Origin of the sequence: Schaalia canis, from assembly GCF_003858455.1 — a bacterium.
In the GTDB taxonomy this organism is placed as follows: Bacteria; Actinomycetota; Actinomycetes; order Actinomycetales; family Actinomycetaceae; genus Pauljensenia; species Pauljensenia canis.
This window is the reverse complement of sequence record NZ_RQZF01000002.1, coordinates 316,141-337,902: the sequence shown is the minus strand read 5'-3', so window position 1 is coordinate 337,902 and position 21,762 is coordinate 316,141. Positions and strand designations below refer to the sequence as shown.

General features: G+C 59.1%; 15 protein-coding genes. 5 read left to right on the top strand and 10 right to left on the bottom strand.

Features of this window, described 5'->3' with window-relative positions:
* Positions 1-121: 121 nt before the first annotated feature.
* From EII11_RS03880 to EII11_RS03860, 5 genes are all read right to left on the bottom strand, one after another.
* Entirely contained in the window at positions 122-478 is a 357-nt protein-coding gene (locus EII11_RS03880) for a hypothetical protein (RefSeq protein ID WP_124868789.1), read from the bottom strand.
* A 123-nt stretch (positions 479-601) separates the two neighbouring features.
* On the bottom strand, positions 602-1,648 hold the full coding sequence (locus tag EII11_RS03875; RefSeq protein ID WP_124868787.1) for a LacI family DNA-binding transcriptional regulator: 1,047 nt from the start codon (positions 1,646-1,648) through the stop codon (positions 602-604).
* Between the two features lie 101 nt (positions 1,649-1,749).
* A complete protein-coding gene (locus EII11_RS03870) occupies positions 1,750-2,685 on the bottom strand; it encodes a carbohydrate ABC transporter permease (protein WP_205649221.1) in 936 nt (311 codons plus the stop codon).
* Positions 2,682-3,587 (bottom strand): carbohydrate ABC transporter permease, encoded by a 906-nt coding sequence (locus tag EII11_RS03865; RefSeq protein WP_124868785.1) that lies wholly within the window; start codon positions 3,585-3,587, stop codon positions 2,682-2,684. The genes EII11_RS03870 and EII11_RS03865 overlap by 4 nt, the downstream gene beginning before the upstream one ends.
* Positions 3,588-3,744: 157 nt before the next feature.
* Positions 3,745-5,112 (bottom strand): ABC transporter substrate-binding protein, encoded by a 1,368-nt coding sequence (locus EII11_RS03860; protein ID WP_124868782.1) that lies wholly within the window; start codon positions 5,110-5,112, stop codon positions 3,745-3,747.
* Between the two features lie 370 nt (positions 5,113-5,482).
* Between EII11_RS03860 and EII11_RS03855 the strand changes: the two genes are divergently transcribed.
* Positions 5,483-8,449 (top strand): glycoside hydrolase family 16 protein, encoded by a 2,967-nt coding sequence (locus tag EII11_RS03855; protein ID WP_124868765.1) that lies wholly within the window; start codon positions 5,483-5,485, stop codon positions 8,447-8,449.
* Positions 8,450-8,465: 16 nt separating this feature from the next.
* On the top strand, positions 8,466-10,982 hold the full coding sequence (locus tag EII11_RS03850) for an alpha-galactosidase (protein WP_124868764.1): 2,517 nt from the start codon (positions 8,466-8,468) through the stop codon (positions 10,980-10,982).
* Positions 10,983-11,476: 494 nt separating this feature from the next.
* On the opposite strand, the gene nrdE is transcribed toward EII11_RS03850, so the two are convergent.
* From nrdE to EII11_RS03830, 4 genes are all read right to left on the bottom strand, one after another.
* Positions 11,477-13,633 carry a class 1b ribonucleoside-diphosphate reductase subunit alpha gene (nrdE, locus tag EII11_RS03845; RefSeq protein WP_124868763.1) on the bottom strand — a complete coding sequence of 719 codons (2,157 nt, stop codon included), beginning with the start codon at positions 13,631-13,633 and terminating at the stop codon, positions 11,477-11,479.
* Entirely contained in the window at positions 13,618-14,019 is a 402-nt protein-coding gene (gene nrdI / locus EII11_RS03840) for a class Ib ribonucleoside-diphosphate reductase assembly flavoprotein NrdI (protein ID WP_124868762.1), read from the bottom strand. Before nrdI ends, nrdE begins: the two co-directional genes overlap by 16 nt.
* A 113-nt stretch (positions 14,020-14,132) precedes the next feature.
* Complete coding sequence (nrdH, locus tag EII11_RS03835; protein ID WP_124868761.1) at positions 14,133-14,396, bottom strand: glutaredoxin-like protein NrdH; 264 nt, start codon at positions 14,394-14,396, stop codon at positions 14,133-14,135.
* Between the two features lie 653 nt (positions 14,397-15,049).
* On the bottom strand, positions 15,050-16,702 hold the full coding sequence (locus EII11_RS03830) for an L-serine ammonia-lyase, iron-sulfur-dependent, subunit alpha (protein WP_124868760.1): 1,653 nt from the start codon (positions 16,700-16,702) through the stop codon (positions 15,050-15,052).
* A 366-nt stretch (positions 16,703-17,068) separates the two neighbouring features.
* On the opposite strand from EII11_RS03830, the gene EII11_RS03825 reads away from it, so the two are divergent.
* From EII11_RS03825 to EII11_RS03815, 3 genes are all read left to right on the top strand, one after another.
* Positions 17,069-18,127: a DUF559 domain-containing protein gene (locus EII11_RS03825; RefSeq protein ID WP_165867052.1), complete on the top strand. Its 1,059-nt coding sequence runs from the start codon at positions 17,069-17,071 to the stop codon at positions 18,125-18,127.
* 92 nt (positions 18,128-18,219) lie between these two features.
* Positions 18,220-18,684 carry a RidA family protein gene (locus EII11_RS03820; protein ID WP_124868757.1) on the top strand — a complete coding sequence of 155 codons (465 nt, stop codon included), beginning with the start codon at positions 18,220-18,222 and terminating at the stop codon, positions 18,682-18,684.
* A 394-nt stretch (positions 18,685-19,078) separates the two neighbouring features.
* Positions 19,079-19,615 (top strand): DUF2249 domain-containing protein, encoded by a 537-nt coding sequence (locus tag EII11_RS03815; protein WP_124868755.1) that lies wholly within the window; start codon positions 19,079-19,081, stop codon positions 19,613-19,615.
* 701 nt (positions 19,616-20,316) lie between these two features.
* Here EII11_RS03815 and pntB read toward each other — a convergent pair.
* Positions 20,317-21,759, bottom strand: coding sequence for a Re/Si-specific NAD(P)(+) transhydrogenase subunit beta (pntB, locus tag EII11_RS03810; RefSeq protein ID WP_124868753.1), 1,443 nt, complete (start codon positions 21,757-21,759; stop codon positions 20,317-20,319).
* Between the last annotated feature and the right edge of the window lie 3 nt (positions 21,760-21,762).

Genomic DNA, 21,762 nt, shown 5'->3' with positions numbered 1-21,762 from the left:
TAAGCGGCAGGCAGGCGTATGTACCCCCACTCAGGGAAGAATCAGGGGGCGAACCTAGGTTCGCCCCCTGAGAGATTCATGAGCAAAAGGAGGTCACCCCTTCCGCCTGATTCATTCCACTTCAGTTGGTGGGAATCTGACCGCTCAAGACAGCGGCCATGATGGCGCCAAAGAAAAGGAAGACAACGACGATCGCAATGATCATCAAAACGGTGCCAATAATGCCCAGGATCTTACCGATGCGTGCGCTGGAAACCACGTCGGCAGGCACGCCGGCAGCTTCGGCCTTCTTCACGATGGAGTTACCCCACACCCATGCCGGGATCGAACCGAAGGGGCCGATCAGAATAAGGCCAAGGATGCCGAGGATCAAGACAATGGTCGAGTTGGAGCGCATGCTTTCGACCTCTGCTGGAGAGATACCGAAGCCCGGCTGCTGTGAGTAGCCCTGGGGGCCAGGGGTGTAGGGAGTAGTCATAGGGAATCCTTATTTCTTGTGCGACCAATACAGGCAATAGTCTACTGATGACTAATGCCTTCGCATGAGGAAGTTTCCGCCCATCGGGATCATGGAGCAGTGTCGACGCCTGCAGGTGCCCCCTCAGTGGGGATCCCCAGCATCATGAAGGCGGCTGCGAGCGGATTGTCGAACAACGATTTCGCCGGGAACCTCGCGCAGGCGAGGAGCAAGATCCTCTGCCTCTTGATGGGCCTTAATTCGGCTGACAACCAGTTCCACAGCGCTTCGTCCTGCTGTCATGAAGTCCTGCCGATAAGTGGTCAGGGCCGGTTCCCAAATATCTGACAGGGGGTGATCGTCGAAGCCGACCACGCTCATAGTCTCAGGCACGGGGCGACCGGCCTCGCGTAGGCCCCGGATCAACCCCATCGCCAGCTCATCATTGCCAACAAAGACGGCCGTGATGTCACTGCGTGAAGCTAATTCTCTGCCGAGCAGGCGCGCGCCGGAGGGCTCCCACCCGCAACTGAGAGGCTCTGGGCGATGCAGGCCGCGGGTGTGAAGGGCAGCCTCCCATCCGTCTGTGCGGCTCGTCCCCTGGGAGCGTACAGGCACCCCGATGTGATGGACGGTGTCGTGCCCCAAGGACAGGAGGTATTCCGTCATGGCTTGGCCGCCCTCACGTTCGCACAGGGACACCTGATCGCGCTCGTCTTCTGGCGCGCCGCCGATCACCACAGTGGGCACTTCGGCGGGCAGCATCTGAAGGGCTTTTTCGGCAGTCGCATCGTATTTGAGGACGATGACGCCGCTGGGATTCAGTGCCACTACGGTGTCGACAACCTTTTGGACTTCGGTGGGTGAGGACTGATCGAGTTTGGAGATCATCACCGAGTAGTCCTGCGCGCGAGCCTCGTCTTCGATGCCTTGGATGGTCACTGCAGAGCCCAGCAGGGTGGTGTTCGTTGACAGGACTGCGATCATCCGCATAGAGGAGCGTTTGAGGCCGCGCGCAACGAGGTTAGGGCGGTAGCCCAGTAGCTCGATAGCGCGCGCAATCTTGTCAGCGCTTTCAGGGCTGAGGTGGTTTGAGCCGTTCAGGTAGCGCGACACTGTCGATACGGACACTCCTGCGCAGGCGGCCACGTCAGAGATCACCGGGGCGCGTTTCCCTCGGGACGGTGTCATCGGTGCCTCCTTGCGACAAGAGTGTGATGGGGTGGGTCGGCAGAGTTTGGGCCTTTGTGTGGGCGTCCAATTCGGCTCAGTGTGAGCGTATCAGAGGTGCCTTACTTCACTGCGCCGCCGGTAATACCTGAAATGATGCGGCGCTGACCGAGGATGAAGATCACCAGCAGCGGGATTGTCATGAGGATGATGTAGGCGAAGATCAGGTGCCAGTTGTTCAGGTACAGGCCGGCGCTGGCGACGTTGTACAGGTTCAGCGGCAGGGTGCTCATCTTGCCCGAGAGGATGAACAGCGCGTAGAACACGTCATTCCAGATGTAGAGCACAATGAGGATGGTGGCCGAGGCCAGAGTGGGGCGCAGCAGCGGGAAGATGATCGTGAAGAACACGGTCAGCGGCCGGGCTCCGTCAATGCGTGCTGATTCTTCGAGGGAGACGGGGATGGTGCGTACGAAGCCGGTGATGAAGAAGATGACGATGGACAGGTAGATGCCCACGTACACGCAGATCATACCGATTGCGGTGCCCGCCAGGCCCATCATGCGCAGCAGCATCATGATGGTCACCACTGAGGGTGGCAGGATCAGGCCGGAGATCATCACCGAGTAGAGGACGGCGACTTTACGTGAGGAGCGCCTGGCGAGAATCCACGAGGCCATCGCCCCAAAAAGCAGGGCGATAAAGACCGAAGGCACGGTCACTAGGAGGCTTCCGATCAGGGCCTTCCACATTTTGCCTTCAATGATGACGGTGGAGAAGTTTTCCAGGAAGTGCCACTCAGAGGGGAGGGAGAGGTCGGGGATGACGGCCTCGGCCTGGCTCTTGCCGGCGGTAATGACCGCCATCCACAGGGGGATACCCAGCAGGGTGACAATGACGAAAACGACGAGGATAGCGTGAAGAATCCGTGAGGTCAGGGAGCGTTGGCTGCCGACGATGCTGACAGTGGGGGCGGGGCGTCGGCCTCGTCCTGCTGCGGAGCGAGAGGGCAGCGCTGAGCGAACGCGGGATACCAGGGTTGTTGGTGTGGACATCATAGGATCTTCTTCTCCCTGCGACGAAGCACGGTAATCAGGGGGATTGCCATGATCATGACCAGTAGGAACAGCACCAGGCTCATGGTGGTGGATTGGGCGTAGAGGCCCTTACCGAAGGTGCGCCAGATGAAGAGGTTGAGGATTTCCGTGGAGCCACCGGGGCCACCATTGGTGAGCGACTGGACGATGTCGAAGGAGTTCATAGAGCCCAGCAACGCGGTGGCGATATTGAAGGTGAGTGCCGGGGCAAGAAGGGGGAACTTAATGCGCCAGAAGGTGGCGGTGCGGGATGCCCCGTCCATGGCGGCGGCCTCAAGAATCTCGTGATCAATGGTTTTCAGGCCCGCCAGGTAGGTGAGCATGGAGAAACCCATCCACTTCCAGGCGTGGATCATGGCGATGATGACGAGGGTCCATGTGGTCGAGCCGAGCCATTGGACGGCAACGTCGTAGCCGGCGATGTAGCTAAGGATCTGGTTGAATACGCCGTCGGTCTTGAGGACGGCTTGCCAGATGTAGCCTGCGGCCAGGGCGGACATGATGACCGGGATGAAGAAGAGGGTGCGCCCCAGGCGGTTGAGGGTGGTGTCTTCTTCGAAGAGGACGGCCAGGGCCAGGCCGAAGATGTTTTGGAAGACGGCGACAAGGATCGCGTAGGTGATGGTGATGCGAATGTCGGTCAGGAGGGCGCCGGAGGAGAAGAGCGAGTAGATGTTATCCAGGCCGTTGAATGAGATGGTTTTTTTGAATGCGGACCAGTCGGTGAAGGCGTAAATAAAGTTCATCACCGTGGGGACGAAGAAAAAGACCAGCAGCATGGCGGCGGCCGGGAGGAGGTAGTGCAGCGGGTAGTTTTGCGACTCCATCCTTAGGCGGCCGGCGTTCGTTGGTGTGACGCTCATACTCGCTCCTTTGTGGGTTGTGCGCAGCTTTGACGAGGCCGAGGTGTTTCCGCAGCTTTGCGGGGAGGGGTGTTGGGCGCGAGCCCGGGTGTGTTGGTGTGGTTCGGGCGGGTGGTGAATGTGGGTGGTTCACCACCCGCCCGAACGAGGGGTGAGATCAGAAGCCTTCGGCGCCCTGAGCCTTGGCCAGTTCAGCGAATTGATCCTGGGTGGCCTTTGCTGCTTCCTCGGGGGTCATGGTGCCGTTGACCATGTTGGCGAGGTTGAGGTAGAGGTCAGGGTTGGCGATGGCTTGGGACTGCATGGAGCCTTCGGCGTTGGCCAGGGATGCTGCCGAGTCGAGCAGAGCCTGGGGTACGGAGTCGGGGGAGGGGACGGACTTGAGGACCGAGACGATGTTCTGGTCCTTGACGAACTCGGCGTAGCCGTCGGTCATCCAGAAGTGAAGGAACTGGCGGGCTGCGGCCTCGCGGGTGGCGTCACCGGTGTTGAACAGGACGATGCCGCCGGTCTGCTGAGGAATGGAGGTGCCGATGTTGCCGTCCTTGGAGATGGGGAAGAAGCCGATGGTGTCGTCCAGGGCCTTCTTGTCATTCTTGGCCAGGGCGGCGATGGGGCCGAATGCGCCGTTGGCCTGGATGATCATGGCAGTCTTGCCTTCCCACAGGGCGCTGGTCTGGTCATCGAAGGTGGCCGAGCCTGCGTCTGCGTTGTACAGGCCCTTGTCGAACATGGACTTGTATTCCTTGATGGCTCCAAGAACGTCGGCGCCTTCGAAGGAGTCCTTACCGGTGTTGATGCGGTCCCACAGGCCGTCCTTGGCGGCTTCTGCGAGCTGAACGTTCACGGCCCACTGGGTGCCCCACTGGTCGCCAGCCATTTCGAAGAGGGGGGAGACGAGGCCGGGAACATTGGCGGCCTTGATCTTTTCAGCGGTGGCGATGAACTCTGCCCAGTTCTTGGGGAGTTCGGTGATGCCAGCAGCCTCGAAGACCTTCTTGTTGTAGTAGATGCCTTCAACGTCGGGGGAGGAGATCAGTGCGGCGTAGCGTTCGCCGTCGTAGCTGCCGCCAGCATTGGCGATGCCGTCGGCGTAGTCGTCCATCCAGGGCATGTCCTTGAGGTTTTGGAGCTTGTCTTGGGCAACGAAGCCAGCCAGGGTGGAGGTGGCGGGCTGCCAGAACATGATGTCGGGGGTGTCGCCGGTGGCGATCTTGGTTTGGACGTTGGACTCGTAGTTGTCGGGGATGGTGTCGACCTTGACCTTGGCGCCGGTGGCGGCCTCGAAAGCTTCGACAACCTTGGCGGGGATCTTGTTCGAGGTTTGTGCGGCCCAGAGGGTCAGTTCAACGCCGTCGAGCTTTTCAGTTGCGGCTGGCCAGTATTCGCCGCTGACGGCTGGTTCGGAGGAACTCCCTGTGTCTGTAGCCGAATCGTTGGCTGCCGGGTTGGTGCATGCGCCCAGCATGAGGGCTGTTGCGACCATGAGGGCACCAGAGGTCGAGAGAATTCGTGAACGTGCCATGCCTTCCTCCTTGAAGGGTGTTGTGCTACGCGGGTGCGCTGCCTGTGTGTCATTGGATGTCCCATGTGACGTCGTTGTCGGATCGTACGATTCGTCAACGGCTCCAAGTGAGATTGGAATACAGGTTAATCATGGGAACGTTTCCACGTCAATTGCAGACACGCAAATCGCTGAATTTCCGGGAAAATAGCAGGGGGACTTGCGGATGGTGACAGGCGGCATGGTATCCTTCCCAAGTCACCTCAAGAGTGGTGAAAGACGATGTTTCTCCTCATCGCCCAACGGTATTTTGCCCCCGCAGCATTGTGCTCAAGGTATGCCGCTACAGCGGACACCTGGACAACGTTGTCCCACTGACAAAAGGAAAACCATGTTCACACTCAGGCGAGAATATGTGGCAGCATGTGCCGCCGCAGCATTGATCATGCCTCTCCTTACTCCCGCCGCACACGCCGACGAGTCACAGCTCATCAACGTGCTTCTAGGGCGCACCCCAACCTCGAACGCCACCCTGACACACGAAAGCGCCGATCCAACCATCCCGCGCGTCACCATCAAAGACCCGCACTTTGCCACAGACGGAGACACAGGATTCACCCCCAACAACAGCGGTGAAGACGCAAACGTCACCAAGATCCTCGCAGGCGCCGAAAGCGGCAACCCTGCCAATAACAACGGATTCGACACCTGGAATGACGTCTACCTGCAATACGACCTTGGAGAATCCCGCGAAATCGGACGCATCCTCCTCCACCACAACGGCTACCAAGCCGCAGGATCAACCTTCAAAAACGTCAAAGTCGAGGTAGCGGACACCCCCACATTCGACAACCCCACCGTCATCTCGAATACTGCTGACTTCGAGGAAACCCAGGCCACCCACCTGGCCCCCCAAACCATCCTTCCTTACGGAGGGAAGATCTCGGCCCGATACATCCGCATCTGGCAAAAGGGCCACTTCATCAAGAACTTCAACGGAAACTGGTCAGGGTACTCCAATGGTGTTGCCTTCCGAGAAATCGAAGTCATGGCAACCCCCAAGGACGGAGAAACACTGCCTCCCCGCGCGGAAAGCCGCAACATCGCCCTGGGACATACTCCCTACGTCTACGGCCTCACCCCGACGAATATCTCAGCCATCAGCGATGGAAAAATCGACGACAACTACGCCGTCCACAACAGCCTCGGGCAACGGTGGCTACAGTTTGAATACCGCAATTCCTACACCATCAAACGAGTGGTGCTCGCTCTAGAACCCGGACAGTACGACAGCATCGCCGTTGACGTACGCTCCGCAGGTTCTCAAAGAAACGGCCGTGAGATCTACCGCCAACGCAATATCCAGGTCGGCAACGACCCCATCGAAATCACTCTTGATGGTCAAAAGATCACCGGCCGCACGATTCGCTTCACCATCAACAAGAGCAACGGCGAACCCACCAAGTACAAAGAAGTGGAAATCTGGGCTGAAGGCCTCGACTTCAACGAAAGCGCACCCGAATACACGCCCCCAACCAGCGCCTACGACACCCTCGTATGGCAAGACGAATTCAACGGAGACACAGTCGACGAAAGCAAGTGGAACATCATCGACAAGATGTGGAACCACGCCGCCATCTACAACCGCGACGCCGTCAGCATCCACAAAGACAATGACGGCTCCTACCTGTCCATCACCTCAACAAACTACCCCAGCACACAAGCCCTCATCGACGCCGTCGGCTGGGATCAATACGATGCCGCCACGCCCCCACACAAAGTGACGTGGTCATCGGGACGCGTGGAATCCAAGAACAAATACTCCTTCCAATTTGGACGCATGGCCGTCCGAGCAAAGGTCAATGACTCCAAGGGCATCTGGCCCGCCATCTGGATGCTCGCCCAAGACGAAACCGGACACGACGAGATTGACGTCCTCGAATACCTCGGACAAAACCCCTGGGGAGCCTGGACCACCAACCACTACGGCGTCCTTGGCGTCAGCAAGAGCGCCCACGGCCAAGAAAACTTCTCCCCCGTCGCATGGAGCCAAGACTTCCACGTCTACGAAGTCGAATGGGACCCCCAAGCAATCACCTGGTACATCGACGGAAAGAAAGTCTTCACCTCAGAGCAGGGCAAGAACGTTGACGGCATGCACACCCGCCCCATGTTCCCCATCCTTGAAACCCAGGTGGGAGACGGCTGGGTTGGAGACGTCGACTACCGCAAACAAGAAACCAAGCAAAACAGCAGCTACCTCGTGGACTGGGTGCGCGTCTATCAGCGCGCCGACCAACCTCAGGTACGCTTCGACGACCTCGATCCAACGGCCCCAACAAACAGCTACACCCTGCGTCCCACCGAACGCTCAGAAGGACTGCGATTCCTCAGCCGCGGCAACGCCAACTACGAAAACAAGAACAACTTCTTCTACGGCGGCCAACCACGATACGAAGACAGCCGACTTGCCGTAGCAGACAACGCTGAAGGCCCCCAATACCTCGTGTACGAAGTGCCGACCGCCAAGGACGTTCACCTGACGACCTACTACCAAACCATTCCCGGCAAGACCAGCCAGGTGAGCAACTCCTACGGCGGGTGGATTACCCGCGGCTACTCCATCCGAGACAACTTCCCCGGAATGATCGACTTCAGCCTGATGAGTTCTCCAGATGGCACCACATGGACACCTGCACCGATGACGGTCGTTGACAACTTCATCGACCCCCAACCCGGATACGCCCGCACCACCTTTGACGCTTACGATCTGCCTGCAGACACCAAGTACATTAAGGTTGTGTTCCCCACGATCCCGCATGGCGCGCAGGCAGCATCGAAACCGGCAATTCCCGCCACCGACATCCAGTTGGCCAAGGTGACCGTCCTTCAGCGGGAGATCCCCGCTCCTCCAGCACCGCCTCAGGACGATCAAAACACGCCAAAGCCCGACAACCCCGGAAACAACACTCCCAAACCTGATAACCCCGGACAGAGTAAACCCAAGCCAGATAATCCGGGGCAAAACGGTTCCGGCCAGGACGGTTCTGGGAAGGATGGTTCCAAGCCCAACAGCCCTTCGCCCAATAAGCCGGGGACCAACGGTCAAGGGCCATCGAATAACGCCAAACAGGGCGGCCACTCCTCACAGGGACAGGCAACGCCGGACTCGGCCCAGAAAACACCCCACAAGACGCCCCAGAAAATGGCGCCGGGCGCAGGGCAAGGCCCAGCAAAGGCCTCGTCCACGAACGCCCCATCCCTGGCAAAAACCGGCAGTGATCTGACGATTCTTCTGACGGCAGCAGGTCTGCTCGCAGTAGTAGGCGCCTTCACACGACGAGTACACACCCACTAAACCAGTAGAGGCGAACATGCTCCCCTCCACCCTCCACCTCACGCACACGTCAGATGCGACCAGCGCTCGCCCCGCAACGAGCCTCGTCCTGTCCTGCCCAAGTGATGGTTTGCCGGTCATCAGCTACTGGGGGCCAGCATTCCCTTCGTCCCTATTGGGCCGTCACGCTGGCACCCCTACGCCCGGCAACGCGGACACGGTGGAGGGGAGCACGCTGTCCTCGCCCGCGAAGAACTCACTCCTTCGCGCTCAAAAAGCCCAGATCCTCGGTGCAGGCGTGGAAGCGCCAGAACACCCGAGCCTGCTCCCCACCCAGGCTGAAGCCTGGACTGGCACGCCACTGATCAGCATCCAACGCGAAGGCCGGGAAATCTTCCCAGCGTTCCGCACCATCCGCATCGACCCTCACCCCCTGGGCGCCTCCACCTACCCCCAGGGCACCTCCACTCGCCACCTGAGCACCTCCACTCATCCCCTGGGCGCCTCCACCCCTCAGCACGGCACTGCCTCCGCTCCCAGGTGTGAATCCAACGCAGCCATCCCCCCTGAAACACCAGGAAACGACTCTGAGCTCACAGGTGGGAGCGCACAGCACGATTCAGGCCCCAACAGCGCCCCCGTTGTGGCAGGCGGATGCACCATCCACGCCACCGATGAAGCCGCCCACATTGACCTCATCATCGATCTATCCGTCGACGCCCACGGCCTCGTCAGTGAACGCGCCACCCTCATCAACCGCTCAGACGATCCCCTGAGCATCGGACGCCTCTGGCTCAGCCTCCCGCTACCCGCAGGCGCCACAGAACTTCTCACACACACAGGCCACCACCTGCGTGAACGCTCCCCCCAGCGCCAACCCCTCACTGAAGGATTCTTCAGTAAAGAAAGCTGGATGGGACGGCCCGACTTCAACACGAGCCTCCTGATCAGCGCAGGAGAGCCCGGATTCAGCTTCGAACACGGACGCACCCACGCTGTGCACCTGGCCTGGAGTGGAAACGGCACACATTTCGCCATCCGTACTCCCTACACGCATGGACTCATCGGGGCAGGAGAACTCCTCTATCCTGGCGAAATTACGCTCCAGAACGGAGAGCACTACACCACGCCCGAACTCGTTGCCTCCTGGGGAAACGGACTCAACGAGATCGCCTCGCGCTACCATGCCCGCCTGCGCGCCCAACACCCCCACTTCGTGAACCGACCCCGCCCCGTCACCCTCAACACCTGGGAAGCGGTCTACTTCAACCACGACGAGCAGACCATGATGGACCTCGCCCGACGCGCCGCCCACGTGGGGGTTGAACGCTTCGTCATCGACGATGGATGGTTCAAAGGCCGCCGAAACGACACGCGAGCCCTTGGCGACTGGCAGGTTGACACCGAGGTTTGGCCGCGAGGACTCAACGCCATCGCAGAGCTTGTGCACTCCCTTGGCATGGAGTTCGGACTCTGGTTTGAGCCGGAAATGATCAGCCTTGACTCTGACATTGCCCGAACCCACCCCGAATGGGTGCTTCGCCCCGAACCTTCACGTCTGCCTCTGCCGGGACGCGACCAGTACGTCATTGACCTCGCCAACCCTGAAGCCTGGGACTACCTCTACACAGAGATCAGCACCCTTGTTGAGGCGCTGGGAATCGACTACATCAAGTGGGATCACAACCGTTTCGTGACCGAAGCAATCTCCCCTTACACGGGTCGCCCGGCCGTACACGGCCAAACCCTTGCCCTCTACGCACTGCTTGACGCCCTACGGGAGCGATTCGGCCACCTTGAGATTGAATCCTGCTCCTCAGGCGGAGGTCGAATTGACCTGGGCATCCTCAGTCGAACCGACCGAGTATGGGCATCAGACTGCACCGATCCCTTGGAAAGAGTCGACATTCAACGACACACCTCCCTGCTGGTTCCACCGGAAATGATCGGCGCCCACATTGCCGAATCACCCTCGCACATGACCGGCCGCTTCACTCGACTGGCCACGCGCGCCTCGGTAGCCTTCAGCGGACACCTCGGCATCGAGTGGAACATCCTGACAATGGACGACGAACAGCTGGCACCCCTACGCCGCTGGATTGCCCTCTACACGCAGGCCCGACGCGAATGGTCAGCGCAAAATCCGCTGATCGCGGGCGAGAATGGGCTGCCTGAAAGTAGCCAGAATCCGGCGTGGGGAGCACGCGCCGTCCACGCTGACATCACCGACCCTGCTGTGCGACTCGATGGACTCGTTTCCCCAGATGAGCGCTGGTCGGTGTGGTGCTTTGCCGCTCGTGACACTTCCGAACACTACCCCTACGGCCTGATGCGCCTACCCGAGCTGGAGGCGGATGCTCTCTACAGAGTGCGTCCCTACGGTGGGCCGGAGCTCTATGAAAGCCTGCGCAATCCTTCATGCCGCTCTGACCTAGAGTGGTGGAACGAAGAAGGTGCCTGTGTACCCGGGGCGGTATTGAGCGAGTGGGGAATCCGTCCCCCGCATATCCTGCCCGGCACAGCCGTGCTTATTGAGGTCGAAAAGGTCAGCTAAAAACCAGAGCGCGTCAACAGACGCCACCTCAACGCCTCGTCTGAGCTTAATTTGAGCGCAGTGAAAAGCATGGCGGCGCCTACATGTGACTCCAAGGCAATACTGAGCTCATTCGGCCGTGGAATCCGGTGGAGGCACATGTGGGTGCAAGCTCAGCTAGTCAGCCGCGCGTAACCTAGCGACCACGCATGATGGTTTGATGGGACGTGCGGCCACGGTGACTTGCTCGGACGCAGCACGGCAGCAGGGCAACCAGATGCGGTGCTCAGCCCGCGCACGCAGGCATCACTGAGTGACGATGATTGGATGGCATGCCAAGCTCGGTGGCTCGATGCCATGGATGAAAACCACCAACATATGCAGTGTGGCCCACCGACTTCCTCAAGCCGGTGGGCCACACTATTAGCAGCGCGTGACTCATTATTCACGCCAGTCAATGCCCGTAGTCATTCACTCATACGGCGTCACACCTTGAGTGCACCAACCCTGCAGGATCAGAGCATGCAGGACACGCAACCCTCAACCTCGGTGCCCTCCAAAGCCATCTGGCGCAGACGCACGTAGTAGAGGGTCTTCACGCCCTTCCTCCAGGCGTAAATGTAGGACTTATTGAGGTCACGGGTCGTCACCGTGTCCGGGTAGAACAAGGTCAGCGACAAGCCCTGATCAACGTGCTGAGTGGCCACCGCATAGGTGTCGATAATGGCCTCGGGGCCAATCTCGTAGGCATCGCGGTAGAACTCCAGGTTCTCATTGGTCATGTAAGGCGCCGGGTAGTAGACGCGACCAATCTTGCCTTCCTTGCGGATCTCGATCTTGGAGACAATCGGGTGAATCGAGGAGGTCGAGTTGTTGATGTAGCTGATCGAACCGGTCGGCGGAATGGCCTGCAGATTCTGGTTGTACATGCCGAACTCAGCCACGTCAGCGGCCAGCTGACGCCAATCATCCGCAGTGGGAATGTAGATCGTTGAAGCCGCCAGCAGCTCGCGCACACGCTCAGTCTGAGGTGTCCAATCGCCATTAATGTACTTCTCAAAGTACTCGCCCGACGCGTACTTCGAACGCTCAAAGCCAACGAAGGACTCACCGCGCTCGCGGGCAATGGTATTCGAGGCCTTAATCGCCGCATAGGTGATAGCCAGGAAGTACATGTTGGTGAAATCCAGGGCTTCCTCGGAGCCGTAGTGGATATGCTCACGGGCCAGGTATCCGTGCAGGTTCATCTGCCCCAAGCCAATGGCGTGGCTCATGGCGTTACCGCGAGCAACGGAAGGCACCGACTGGATATCCGACAGGTCCGACACGGCGGTCAGGGCACGGATAGCGCTTTCAACCGTGGCCTGGAAGTCAGGCGAATCCATGGTCTTGGCAATATTGAGCGACCCCAGGTTGCAGGAGATGTCCTTACCAACGTAGGAGTAGGACAGGTCATCATTGAAGGTGGACGCCTCAGAGACCTGCAGGATCTCCGAGCACAGATTCGACATGGTGATGCGGCCATCAATGGGGTTGGCGCGATTCACCGTATCCTCAAAGACAATGTAGGGGTAGCCGGACTCGAACTGGATTTCAGCTAGGGTCTGGAAGAAACGGCGAGCGTTGATTTTCTTCTTGTGGATGCGCCCATCATTGACCATTTCGCGGTACTTCTCGGTGATAGAGATTTCCGTGAAAGGTATCCCGTAGACGCGCTCAATGTCGTAGGGGCTGAACAGGTACATGTCCTCGTTATTACGAGCCAGCTCGAAGGTGATATCAGGGATGACCACGCCCAGGGAGAGGGTCTTAATACGGATCTTCTCGTCGGCGTTTTCACGCTTCGTGTCGAGGAAGGCCATGATGTCAGGGTGGTGGGCGTGCAGGTAAACCGCGCCAGCACCCTGGCGGGCGCCAAGCTGATTGGCGTAGGAGAAGGAATCCTCCAGCAACTTCATGACGGGAATAATGCCCGAAGACTGGTTCTGGATCTTCTTAATGGGGGCCCCGGATTCACGCAGGTTTGTTAGCGAGAGTGCCACGCCGCCGCCGCGCTTAGAAAGCTGCAGGGCGGAGTTAATGCCGCGGGCGATGGACTCCATATTGTCTTCAATGCGCAGCAGGAAGCAGGAGACGAGCTCGCCACGGGCAGCTTTACCAGCATTAAGGAAGGTGGGTGTTGCGGGCTGGAAACGACCGGTCATCATCTCGTCAACGAGGTGCTGGGCCAGTTGAATGTCGCCGCGCGCCAGGTAGAGGGCGACCATGACAATGCGGTCCTCGAAGCGTTCCAGGTAGCGCTTACCGTCGAAAGTCTTAAGCGTGTACGAGGTGTAGTACTTGAAGGCACCCAGGAAAGTGGGGAAGCGGAACTTGTGAGCGTACGCCTGCTTGTACAGCGCCTTCACGTCAGCGAAATCGTATTGGTCAAGGACATGACCTTCGTAGTAGCCCTCGTCCACCAGGTAGGTGAGTTTTTCTTCCAGATCATGGAAGAAAACGGTGTTCTGGTTGACATGCTGCAGGAAGTACTGGCGAGCCGCCGCACGGTCGGCCTCGAAATTAATCAGCCCATCTTCGGTGTAGAGGTTGAGCTGGGCGTTGAGTGCATGGTAGTCCAGCTCTGGGCTGGGAACTTCCTCCAGGCCGGTGTCGGTCAGATTCTCTGCCAAAATTCTTCCAGTCCATTCTGAACTCGGGAGACGTCCTCGGAGGTTCCAAGGAGCTCGAACTTGTACATATGTGGCACTCCCAATTTCGCGGCAACAATGTCGCCAGCGAGGCCGTAGGCAGTGCCAAAGTTTGTGTTTCCTGACGAAATGACCCCTCGGCAGTGGCTGCGATTCGTCGGATCATTGAGGAAAGTGATGACCTGTTTGGGGACGGCTCCCTTGCGATTGCCTCCGCCGTAGGTGGGGACGATCAACACGTAATCGTAGTCCACACTTAGGAAAGGATCCGCCGCGCGCAGAGGGATTCGGGCGGCAGGGAAGCCGAGTTTCTCAACGAAGCGACGAGTGTTGCCGGTCGCTGACGAGAAATAGACAACCTTGACCATCCCGTGTCCTCCTGGGGAATCTGTGCGTTGCGGGGTGCAGGCCCGTAGTGTTGGGGCTGCGGCGCGGGTAGATGCACGTATCCCGGCCACCTCTGGTGGCCGGGATAGGGCTATCAGGCCTGGGCGACGCGCAAAGCAGAGGAAGTTTCGAAGGCGGCAGCAGCGGCCTTGATGCGGTCGGGGCGGTATCCGCTCCAGTGGTCGTCGCCGGCGATGACAACGGGGGCTTGCTGGTAGCCCAGTCCCTTGATGAACTCAAGGGCTTCCATGTCTTCGGAGACATCGACAGAGGTGTAGGGAAGGCCCTGCTTATCGAGGGCGCGGTAGGTCGCAGTGCACTGGACGCACATCGGCTTGGTGTAGACGGTGATCGTCATAAGATTCCTCCGGCCTAGGGGGTGAAAAGTGCATACACGCACGTAATCACACGTTTGTTATTCATAGTGGCGTCGTGCGCCGTATCTCGTGTACTAACACTACACCTTGTGTTGCTTTCGGTCGATCACCCCAAGATGTTGTGTTTGGGGGCGAATGGCGCAATTCGTGTGGATAGCTCTGTGGATGCTGACAATACAGTGATCAACAACATCTGAGTCAGTGATGCTGACGCCCTCTCAAGGGGGCGCAGACACCCCGAATCTGCCCCATTCCCTCCCTCGTGGATCTATACACAAGCTGTGGACACGGATGATCCGGGGAGTCCACATCTGTGGATAAACCCTCCGGAAATTCCCCCGAAACTTCCAGACAAAGCGGCGTGTCGCATCCCGCTATGCGGATGTATCCCAAGAAGCCCATGGTGATTCAACAATCACTTTCGCCACCAATATGCCCACCCGCGCCTCCGGCGTGCGCCCAGGTGTGCTCACAGGCGCGGTGTGACCCCGCTGTGGCTCATTGTTTGCTTGAGTGCACATGCGGGGGCGCTTGAACCCTCCGCACTCCAGGCGCGAGGAAAACAGAAGGAATCAGTGGAAGTCAGCACAAAGGAACAACAAGGAAGCGGCAGATGCAATGCAGGAGGTAGAGGTCAGCACTCCACAACATTCACAGCAAGGCCACCAGCTGAGGTCTCCTTGTACTTTGACAGCATGTCGATCCCCGTCTGGCGCATGGTTTCAATCGCCACATCCAGGCTCACCGTGTGGCGCCCGTCGCCCCACAACGCCATGCGCGCAGCATTAATTGCCTTCACCGCGGCAATCGCATTACGTTCAATACAGGGAATCTGGACCAAACCGGCCACAGGATCACAGGTCAACCCCAAAGAATGTTCCATGGCAATCTCTGCAGCATTCTCCACCTGACGGGGAGATCCACCCAAGGCTTGAGCTAAGCCAGCAGCTGCCATTGCCGATGCTGAACCGACCTCGCCCTGGCATCCGACCTCGGCCCCCGCAATAGACGCATTCGTCTTAATGAGCGCGCCAATCGCCGTTGCTGCCAGAAGGAAATCATGAACACCCTGTCTGCGAGCATGAGCGCATTCGCGCTCATCAGACGGGTCTAGCAAGAAGGAAGACATCGGCGCTTCTGCAGAGGGGACGAAAGTCGGATCGGTGGCCCCTGCCTCTGGGCAGTAGGACACCAAATACCCGAGCACTGCTGGAATCACGCCTGCTGCCCCATTAGTTGGCGCAGTGACGATTCGGTGTCCTGCAGCATTTTCCTCGTTCACAGCAAGGGCAAAAAGATTCACCCAATCCATTGCGCGCATGGGATCCTGGGCGGTTGCTGCCCACTGCAAAGTGTTTGTCGATCCTTCGGGTAGGGTGCTGGCTTGCGCGCGCTCAGCGAGTTTCAGAGCCAGAGTTCTGGCTCTACGGGGCACGTCCAAACCGCCAGGCAAAATACCGGCCGCGTCGACACCTGCATCGACACAATCGAACATGGTGTTCGCAATCTGATCCAGGTAGGCGTTGAGTTCCCCCTCGGATCGTAAAGACAGTTCATTGGCGCGCACAAGCTGCGCTATCGACAGGCCCGAAGCGTCGCATTGCTGCAGAAGCGCATCCGAGGAGGCGAAGGGGAAAGGGGCGGGCTGCTCGGGGATCACAGCTTCGCTGGCGCTCGCTAAGGCCTCCACAATCGGGTGCGTTGGATCGTCGTTCACTTGGGCCATGACGAAACCGCCGCCCACCGAGTAGTAGGTGCGTGTGAGAGTTGGTTCGGCGATGTCATGGCCTTCCGCCCACGCCGAAATTGTCAAGGCATTGACGTGGTAGGGCAGGACCGTTCCAGGAAGGAAACGAATATCAGTGGTGAGATCAAAAGGTACCGAGGCCGCCCCAGGGAGAGGGAGCCTACCTGTGCGGGCAATTGCGGGCAGGAGGGACTCAACCGTCTCAATCGATACCGACTCAGGAGAGTAGCCAGCCAAGCCCAGCAGGACCGCGCGGTCGGTATTGTGACCGCGACCCGTGGCACCAAGGGAACCAAAAAGGTCAATGTGAATGCGCGAAGGTGCAGGCAAGGTTGCCAGTTCAGTGGCAAAGGCAAGACCAGCGCGCATCGGGCCGACTGTGTGAGAAGAAGAGGGGCCAATCCCCACGCGGAACATGTCGAAAACTGACAGTGGTCGGGGCGCATCTGTGGCATGGACCTGCCCGGAGATGACAGCAGCTGCAACAGGCTGCGGGGTTGGGGTGAGTTCCTCAGTCGGAGTGATTGGGCGAAGATCCATGGGAATTATTGTGCCTGCTGGCCTCCCCCTTGAGCGAGTTGATGAACGAATGCTCGTGTGTTGTTGCTCCCAGCATCGGCGTGTGAGTCCAGCACAAATGAGGGCATTCATCCGGGGGTTTTCGCTTTCACTGCACATGCGGGCGCGGGGGCGGCGTTTCTTGGCGGCCACGGTTGTCCCTACCAGACAACATCTGGATGCAGAGGGGATCCGCCCACGAAGGTTTGTGGCGCTGATGGGCTTTCAGAGGACAGCAAAAGAGCTGCCGCTAGCGCGGTTTTCCACAGGCTCATGGACGAAACGCCGTTATCCACAGCGTTGCCACTCCGATTTCGGCGCAATAGTGCCATCGGTAAGGGTGGAGGCATGAGAACTTCTCGTCCTGCAGACCCCGCCACAAGCGTCGAAATGGCCGTCGCAAATCTTATGGTCTCACGCCGTTCGACATCCAAACAGACTGCCGCCCTCCTGAGGGAGGGCCAGATTATCCGCATCTTTCGTAACGTTTATGTCCATACCCGATACCTCTATGGCTTGGGCAAATGGGAGCTTTACGCCCGCATCACCCTATTGCGGGCCTGTGCGGTCGCCCTGGCATTGGGCGAACGCAACGTTCTCAGTCACGACACGGCACTATTTCTGGCGGGCGTTGAAATGACCGAGGCTCTTCCCGACGTTCACATCTCACGTTCTGGCAGGTGGGGCGGTAAGGAAGCCATTCTTCCCGCGGTGAAAATTCCTGGCGGCCCGCTGGTGCCCGCTGTGCGCCTTGTGCGTCACGGTGCACACGTCCCCAGTGAATGGGTGAGCAACATTGAGGGGGTGCGTGTGGCCCTTAGTGAATATGCCGCCGCGCAATGCGCCTGCACCCTACGCCCCAAGCAGGCGGTAGTGACTGTGAGTGGCGCACTGCGACGCATGAGCACCTTTAACCGTTTTCGCATGGCGGAAAGCCGTCGCCGCGAAACCTTCCTTCGTGCCGAGATTCTCAGCATCCTTGAGGAAATGCCTCGCTGTCACGGTAAAGCGCGCGCTCGCGTCGTCCTCGCCGCTGCAGATGCGGGGTGTGAGTCCGTACCGGAGCGTGAACTCCTGTGGATACTCAAGGCAGCGGGCTTGCGTGATGTGCGTACTCAGGGCGTTGTCCTTGACGGCGGTGACGTCTACTATGTGGATTTCCGCCTGGGAAAGACGCGGATCGTCATTGAGTTCGATGGCAAAGACAAATACGGGGAGTTCCCCGATCAGATTCTGCGCTCACTGACTGCGCGAGATCAGCGTCAAAAACGTCTTGAAGCCCACGGGTTCATCGTGTTGCGTTTCGAATACTTCGAACTCGCTACTCCGCAGATCGTGATTGACGAGGTGGTCCGCCGGGCAGGATTGGCGACAATGCCGCGTCCGCTGTGGGTTCTGGCCGCCTGAGGCGGGGCTGAGGAGGCTGGGTGCGGTAGCGTTAAGGCAACCACCCGGATTAGGTCATCCAGTAGTGATGCTTAACGAAAGGCTGTTCTGTTATGACAACTCCTTCTAAGAAACTCCGCGAAATGGGCGTTGAACTGCCCGAGGTTGTCGCACCTTTGGCGGCCTATGTGCCAGCAGTGATTGACCGAGGGGTGGTGCGAACCTCTGGCCAGCTCCCTATGGAGGCTGGCGAGCTGGCCTGCATTGGCGCTGTTGGTGCTGATGGTGCCGACCCTGAGGATGCGAAGGATGCGGCGCGCGTGTGTGCATTGAATGCGCTCGCGGCTGCCGCTGCGGTTGCCGGCGGTGTTGATCGACTGGCGGGTGTGGTGAAAGTGACGGGTTTTGTGGCCTCACTGCCTGACTTCTACGGCCAGCCTGCGGTTATCAATGGTGCTTCGGAGTTCTACGGTGAGGTGTTTGGGTCGGCCCATGCGCGTTCGGCTGTGGGAGTGGCGGCTTTGCCTCTTAACGCCTCGGTTGAGGTTGAGGTGGAGTTTGCGCTGAAGGAAGACTGACGCAGACTTCGCCAGTGACGTGCCTGCTAACTATGTAGTGTGTTGTGCGCTTGCTGCAGGCGTTTCGTCGTGAGGGTTTGTCCGCGCAGGGGCGCGGCGCTCCTTGTCGCGCTGGGCTCTTTGGTTCTGTGTCGGCCTGTCTGAGCGGATGTGGTGCCTGGTGCGAGGCCTCAAGTCTGAATAAGTTGCCATGCAGGGCTGCCATTGTGACTGTGTGACCTCTGAGGTGGCTCCTGTCGAGGGCCTGCTTGTGTGGCTGTAGAAGGGCGATGGCGGGGGTGGATGTCTTCAGAGGCAGTATGAATGTTCCCACTTGCAGCGGTGGACGACGCTGTTAGGTGGGTACCATGCAAGCAGTAGTGAACGCGTTGTCAGGAACTATGTGGAGGATGTTATGAGCGATGCGACGCTGCCCGATGCAGCTTCAACCCCCGGAACCCAAGTATTCAAACTGGTTGACTCTCGCGTGCAGCCCTCGGCAGCAGGCGGCTGCGGCTGTGGTGGTAAAGGCGGTTGCGGGGGTAAGAAAGGAAGCGTTGACCCGGGTGATGTCGACGCTGCGGGCGGACATCAGCACCAGCATCGTCATCAGCGCCAGCATGGACATGGTGGAGGCGGCTGTGGCTGCGGCGGACACGGGCGACGCGGACATCATGGTGAACAGACTGCTTCCCCCGCAGACGCACATGGGCAGATGAACACTGAAAGCGTCGAAGAACTCCGGGTCCATGAGCTTCCCCGTGTCGTTCGAAAGCAGTTGCTTCTGCATGCGGTGGATGTGCTTCCTGTCAATGAATCACTTGTTGTCGTGACTCCGCATCAGCCTGATCCTCTTTTTGCTCACCTGCAGCAGTCTGAGTCCCATTATCGGGTGCAGACTCAAGAGTCTGGACCTGAACGCTGGAGCTACCTCATCACCCGCGTGTCTTAAAGAAAATAATTTAGGCGGACTCTGCTCAAGCGTGGAAGGTGGGGTGTTTCCTGCCATGACATGCTCCCCGAAAGATGGACCGGTTAATCCGGTTCCTTCTTTCGGGGAGTATTTCTATGCCTAGTCGTACCGCGCTCACGCCCCCTGAGCGCGAGGTTTTGGCGTAGGCCAAAAACGATCCACGCTTCCTTCTGCCCTGCACCCCTGAGGCGTTGCTTGGCTTGTGCGAGGAAGGGGTGGGTGAGAGGGCTGCGACGATTGTTGGGCACGGACGGAGACCTGGAAGGATGTTGTTCCTGAGGGCCATGTATTCGCATGAGCAGCGTTGTTTGACGTTACGCCTGTACCGTCGCACTGCTTTGATAGCTGGAAATGTACGAGCAATAACGTTCCCTTCGCTCCCTGCTGTGCTCCCAGCAGGGAGAGGGGCCGATGGAGCAGTGTTGTGGAGGTGGACTCACATACGGGCGCGAACGCTGTGGCCCCCCAACACAAGCAAGGGCCGCGCAGCTCAAAAGAGCTGCGCGGCCCTTGCTGGAGCTTCAACATCACAGGTTGAAGAACTCACATCTGCCAGGCACTACATATCCCTGGTGGTGTGTTCGCCAAAACACGCCAAGTTCCAGAGTTACCTCCGCCGCTCGTCACGATGCCCTTCAGCCCTTGTCCGAAGGCGGAAATCGCAGCACCTGGGTGTGACATCACAGTGCTTGGATAATGGCCTCCACAGAACCCTTCGCATCACCAAAGAGCATGGAAGTGTTCTCCTTAAAGAACAGGGGGTTTTGAACGCCGGCGTAGCCGGTCGCCATCGAACGCTTAAAGACGATGACCTTCCCTGACTCCCACACGGTCAGCACGGGCATGCCAGCAATGGGAGAACCTGGCTCTTCAGCCGCGGGATTCACCGTGTCATTCGCCCCGATCACCAAGACCACGTCAACCTCTGGGAAGTCATCGTTGATCTCGTCCATTTCCAGCACGATGTCGTAGGGTACTTTCGCCTCAGCGAGCAGCACATTCATGTGACCGGGCAGGCGGCCAGCAACCGGGTGAATACCAAATTGCACCTCCACACCCTTCTCACGCAGCTTCTCCGTCAGCGTCGCCACCGGGTACTGGGCCTGAGCCACAGCCATGCCATAGCCGGGGGTAATCACCACGCGGCGAGCCTCCGACAGCAGCGCAGCCACAGCGGCGGCATCAACCTCGTCAATCGTGCCCTCTTCTTCGTCGCCGCCAGCGGCAGCTGAAGAATCTGAGCCAAAACCGCCCAGGATGACGGACACGAATGCGCGGTTCATGGCCTTACACATAATCCACGACAGGTACGCACCCGAGGAACCCACCAGGGCGCCGGTGATGATCAGCAGGTCATTATTCAGCATGAAACCGGCAGCGGCCGCAGCCCAGCCAGAGTAGGAGTTCAGCATTGACACAACGACGGGCATATCGCCGCCGCCGATAGCGGCCACCAGGTGCAGGCCCAGCAACAGCGCAATCACGGTCATCGCCAGCAATGCCACCCAGGAAATGACAGAGCCTTCCTCGGTCCGCATGAACACGACCATCAGCACCAGGGATACCAGCAGCGCCGCCAGATTCAGCCAGTTGCGGGCCGGAAGAGTCAAGGGCTTGCCGGAGATCTTCGCTGAGAGCTTGAGGTAGGCAACGATTGAACCCGTGAAAGTCACCGCGCCGATGAAGATCCCCAGGAAGATCTCACCCAGATGGAAGGTCCCCAGCGCGTGTGCAGTGGCATCAGGGGCGATGTAGGAATTGAAACCCACCAGCACGGCGGCCAGACCCACAAAGGAGTGGAGCATCGCGATGAGTTCAGGCATCCCCGTCATCTCCACGCGCTTAGCCAAAACCGTGCCGATCGCGCCACCGATACCCATGGCAAGCGCAATCAGCAGGAAGGTCACAAGCACGCCTTGACCAGGCTCGGAACCCAAAGCCAGTGCGATCGTGGCGACAAGGGCAATGAACATGCCCACCGCGCCGAAAGTATTGCCGCGCTTAGCGGTCTCATGCTTGGACAGGCTCGCCAGGGCCAGGATGAACAGCAGTCCGGCTGCCAGGTAGGCCAGGGTGGTGGCGCGAGTGAGCAGGCCACCGTCGAAGAGAAGCATGTCTGTCATCGA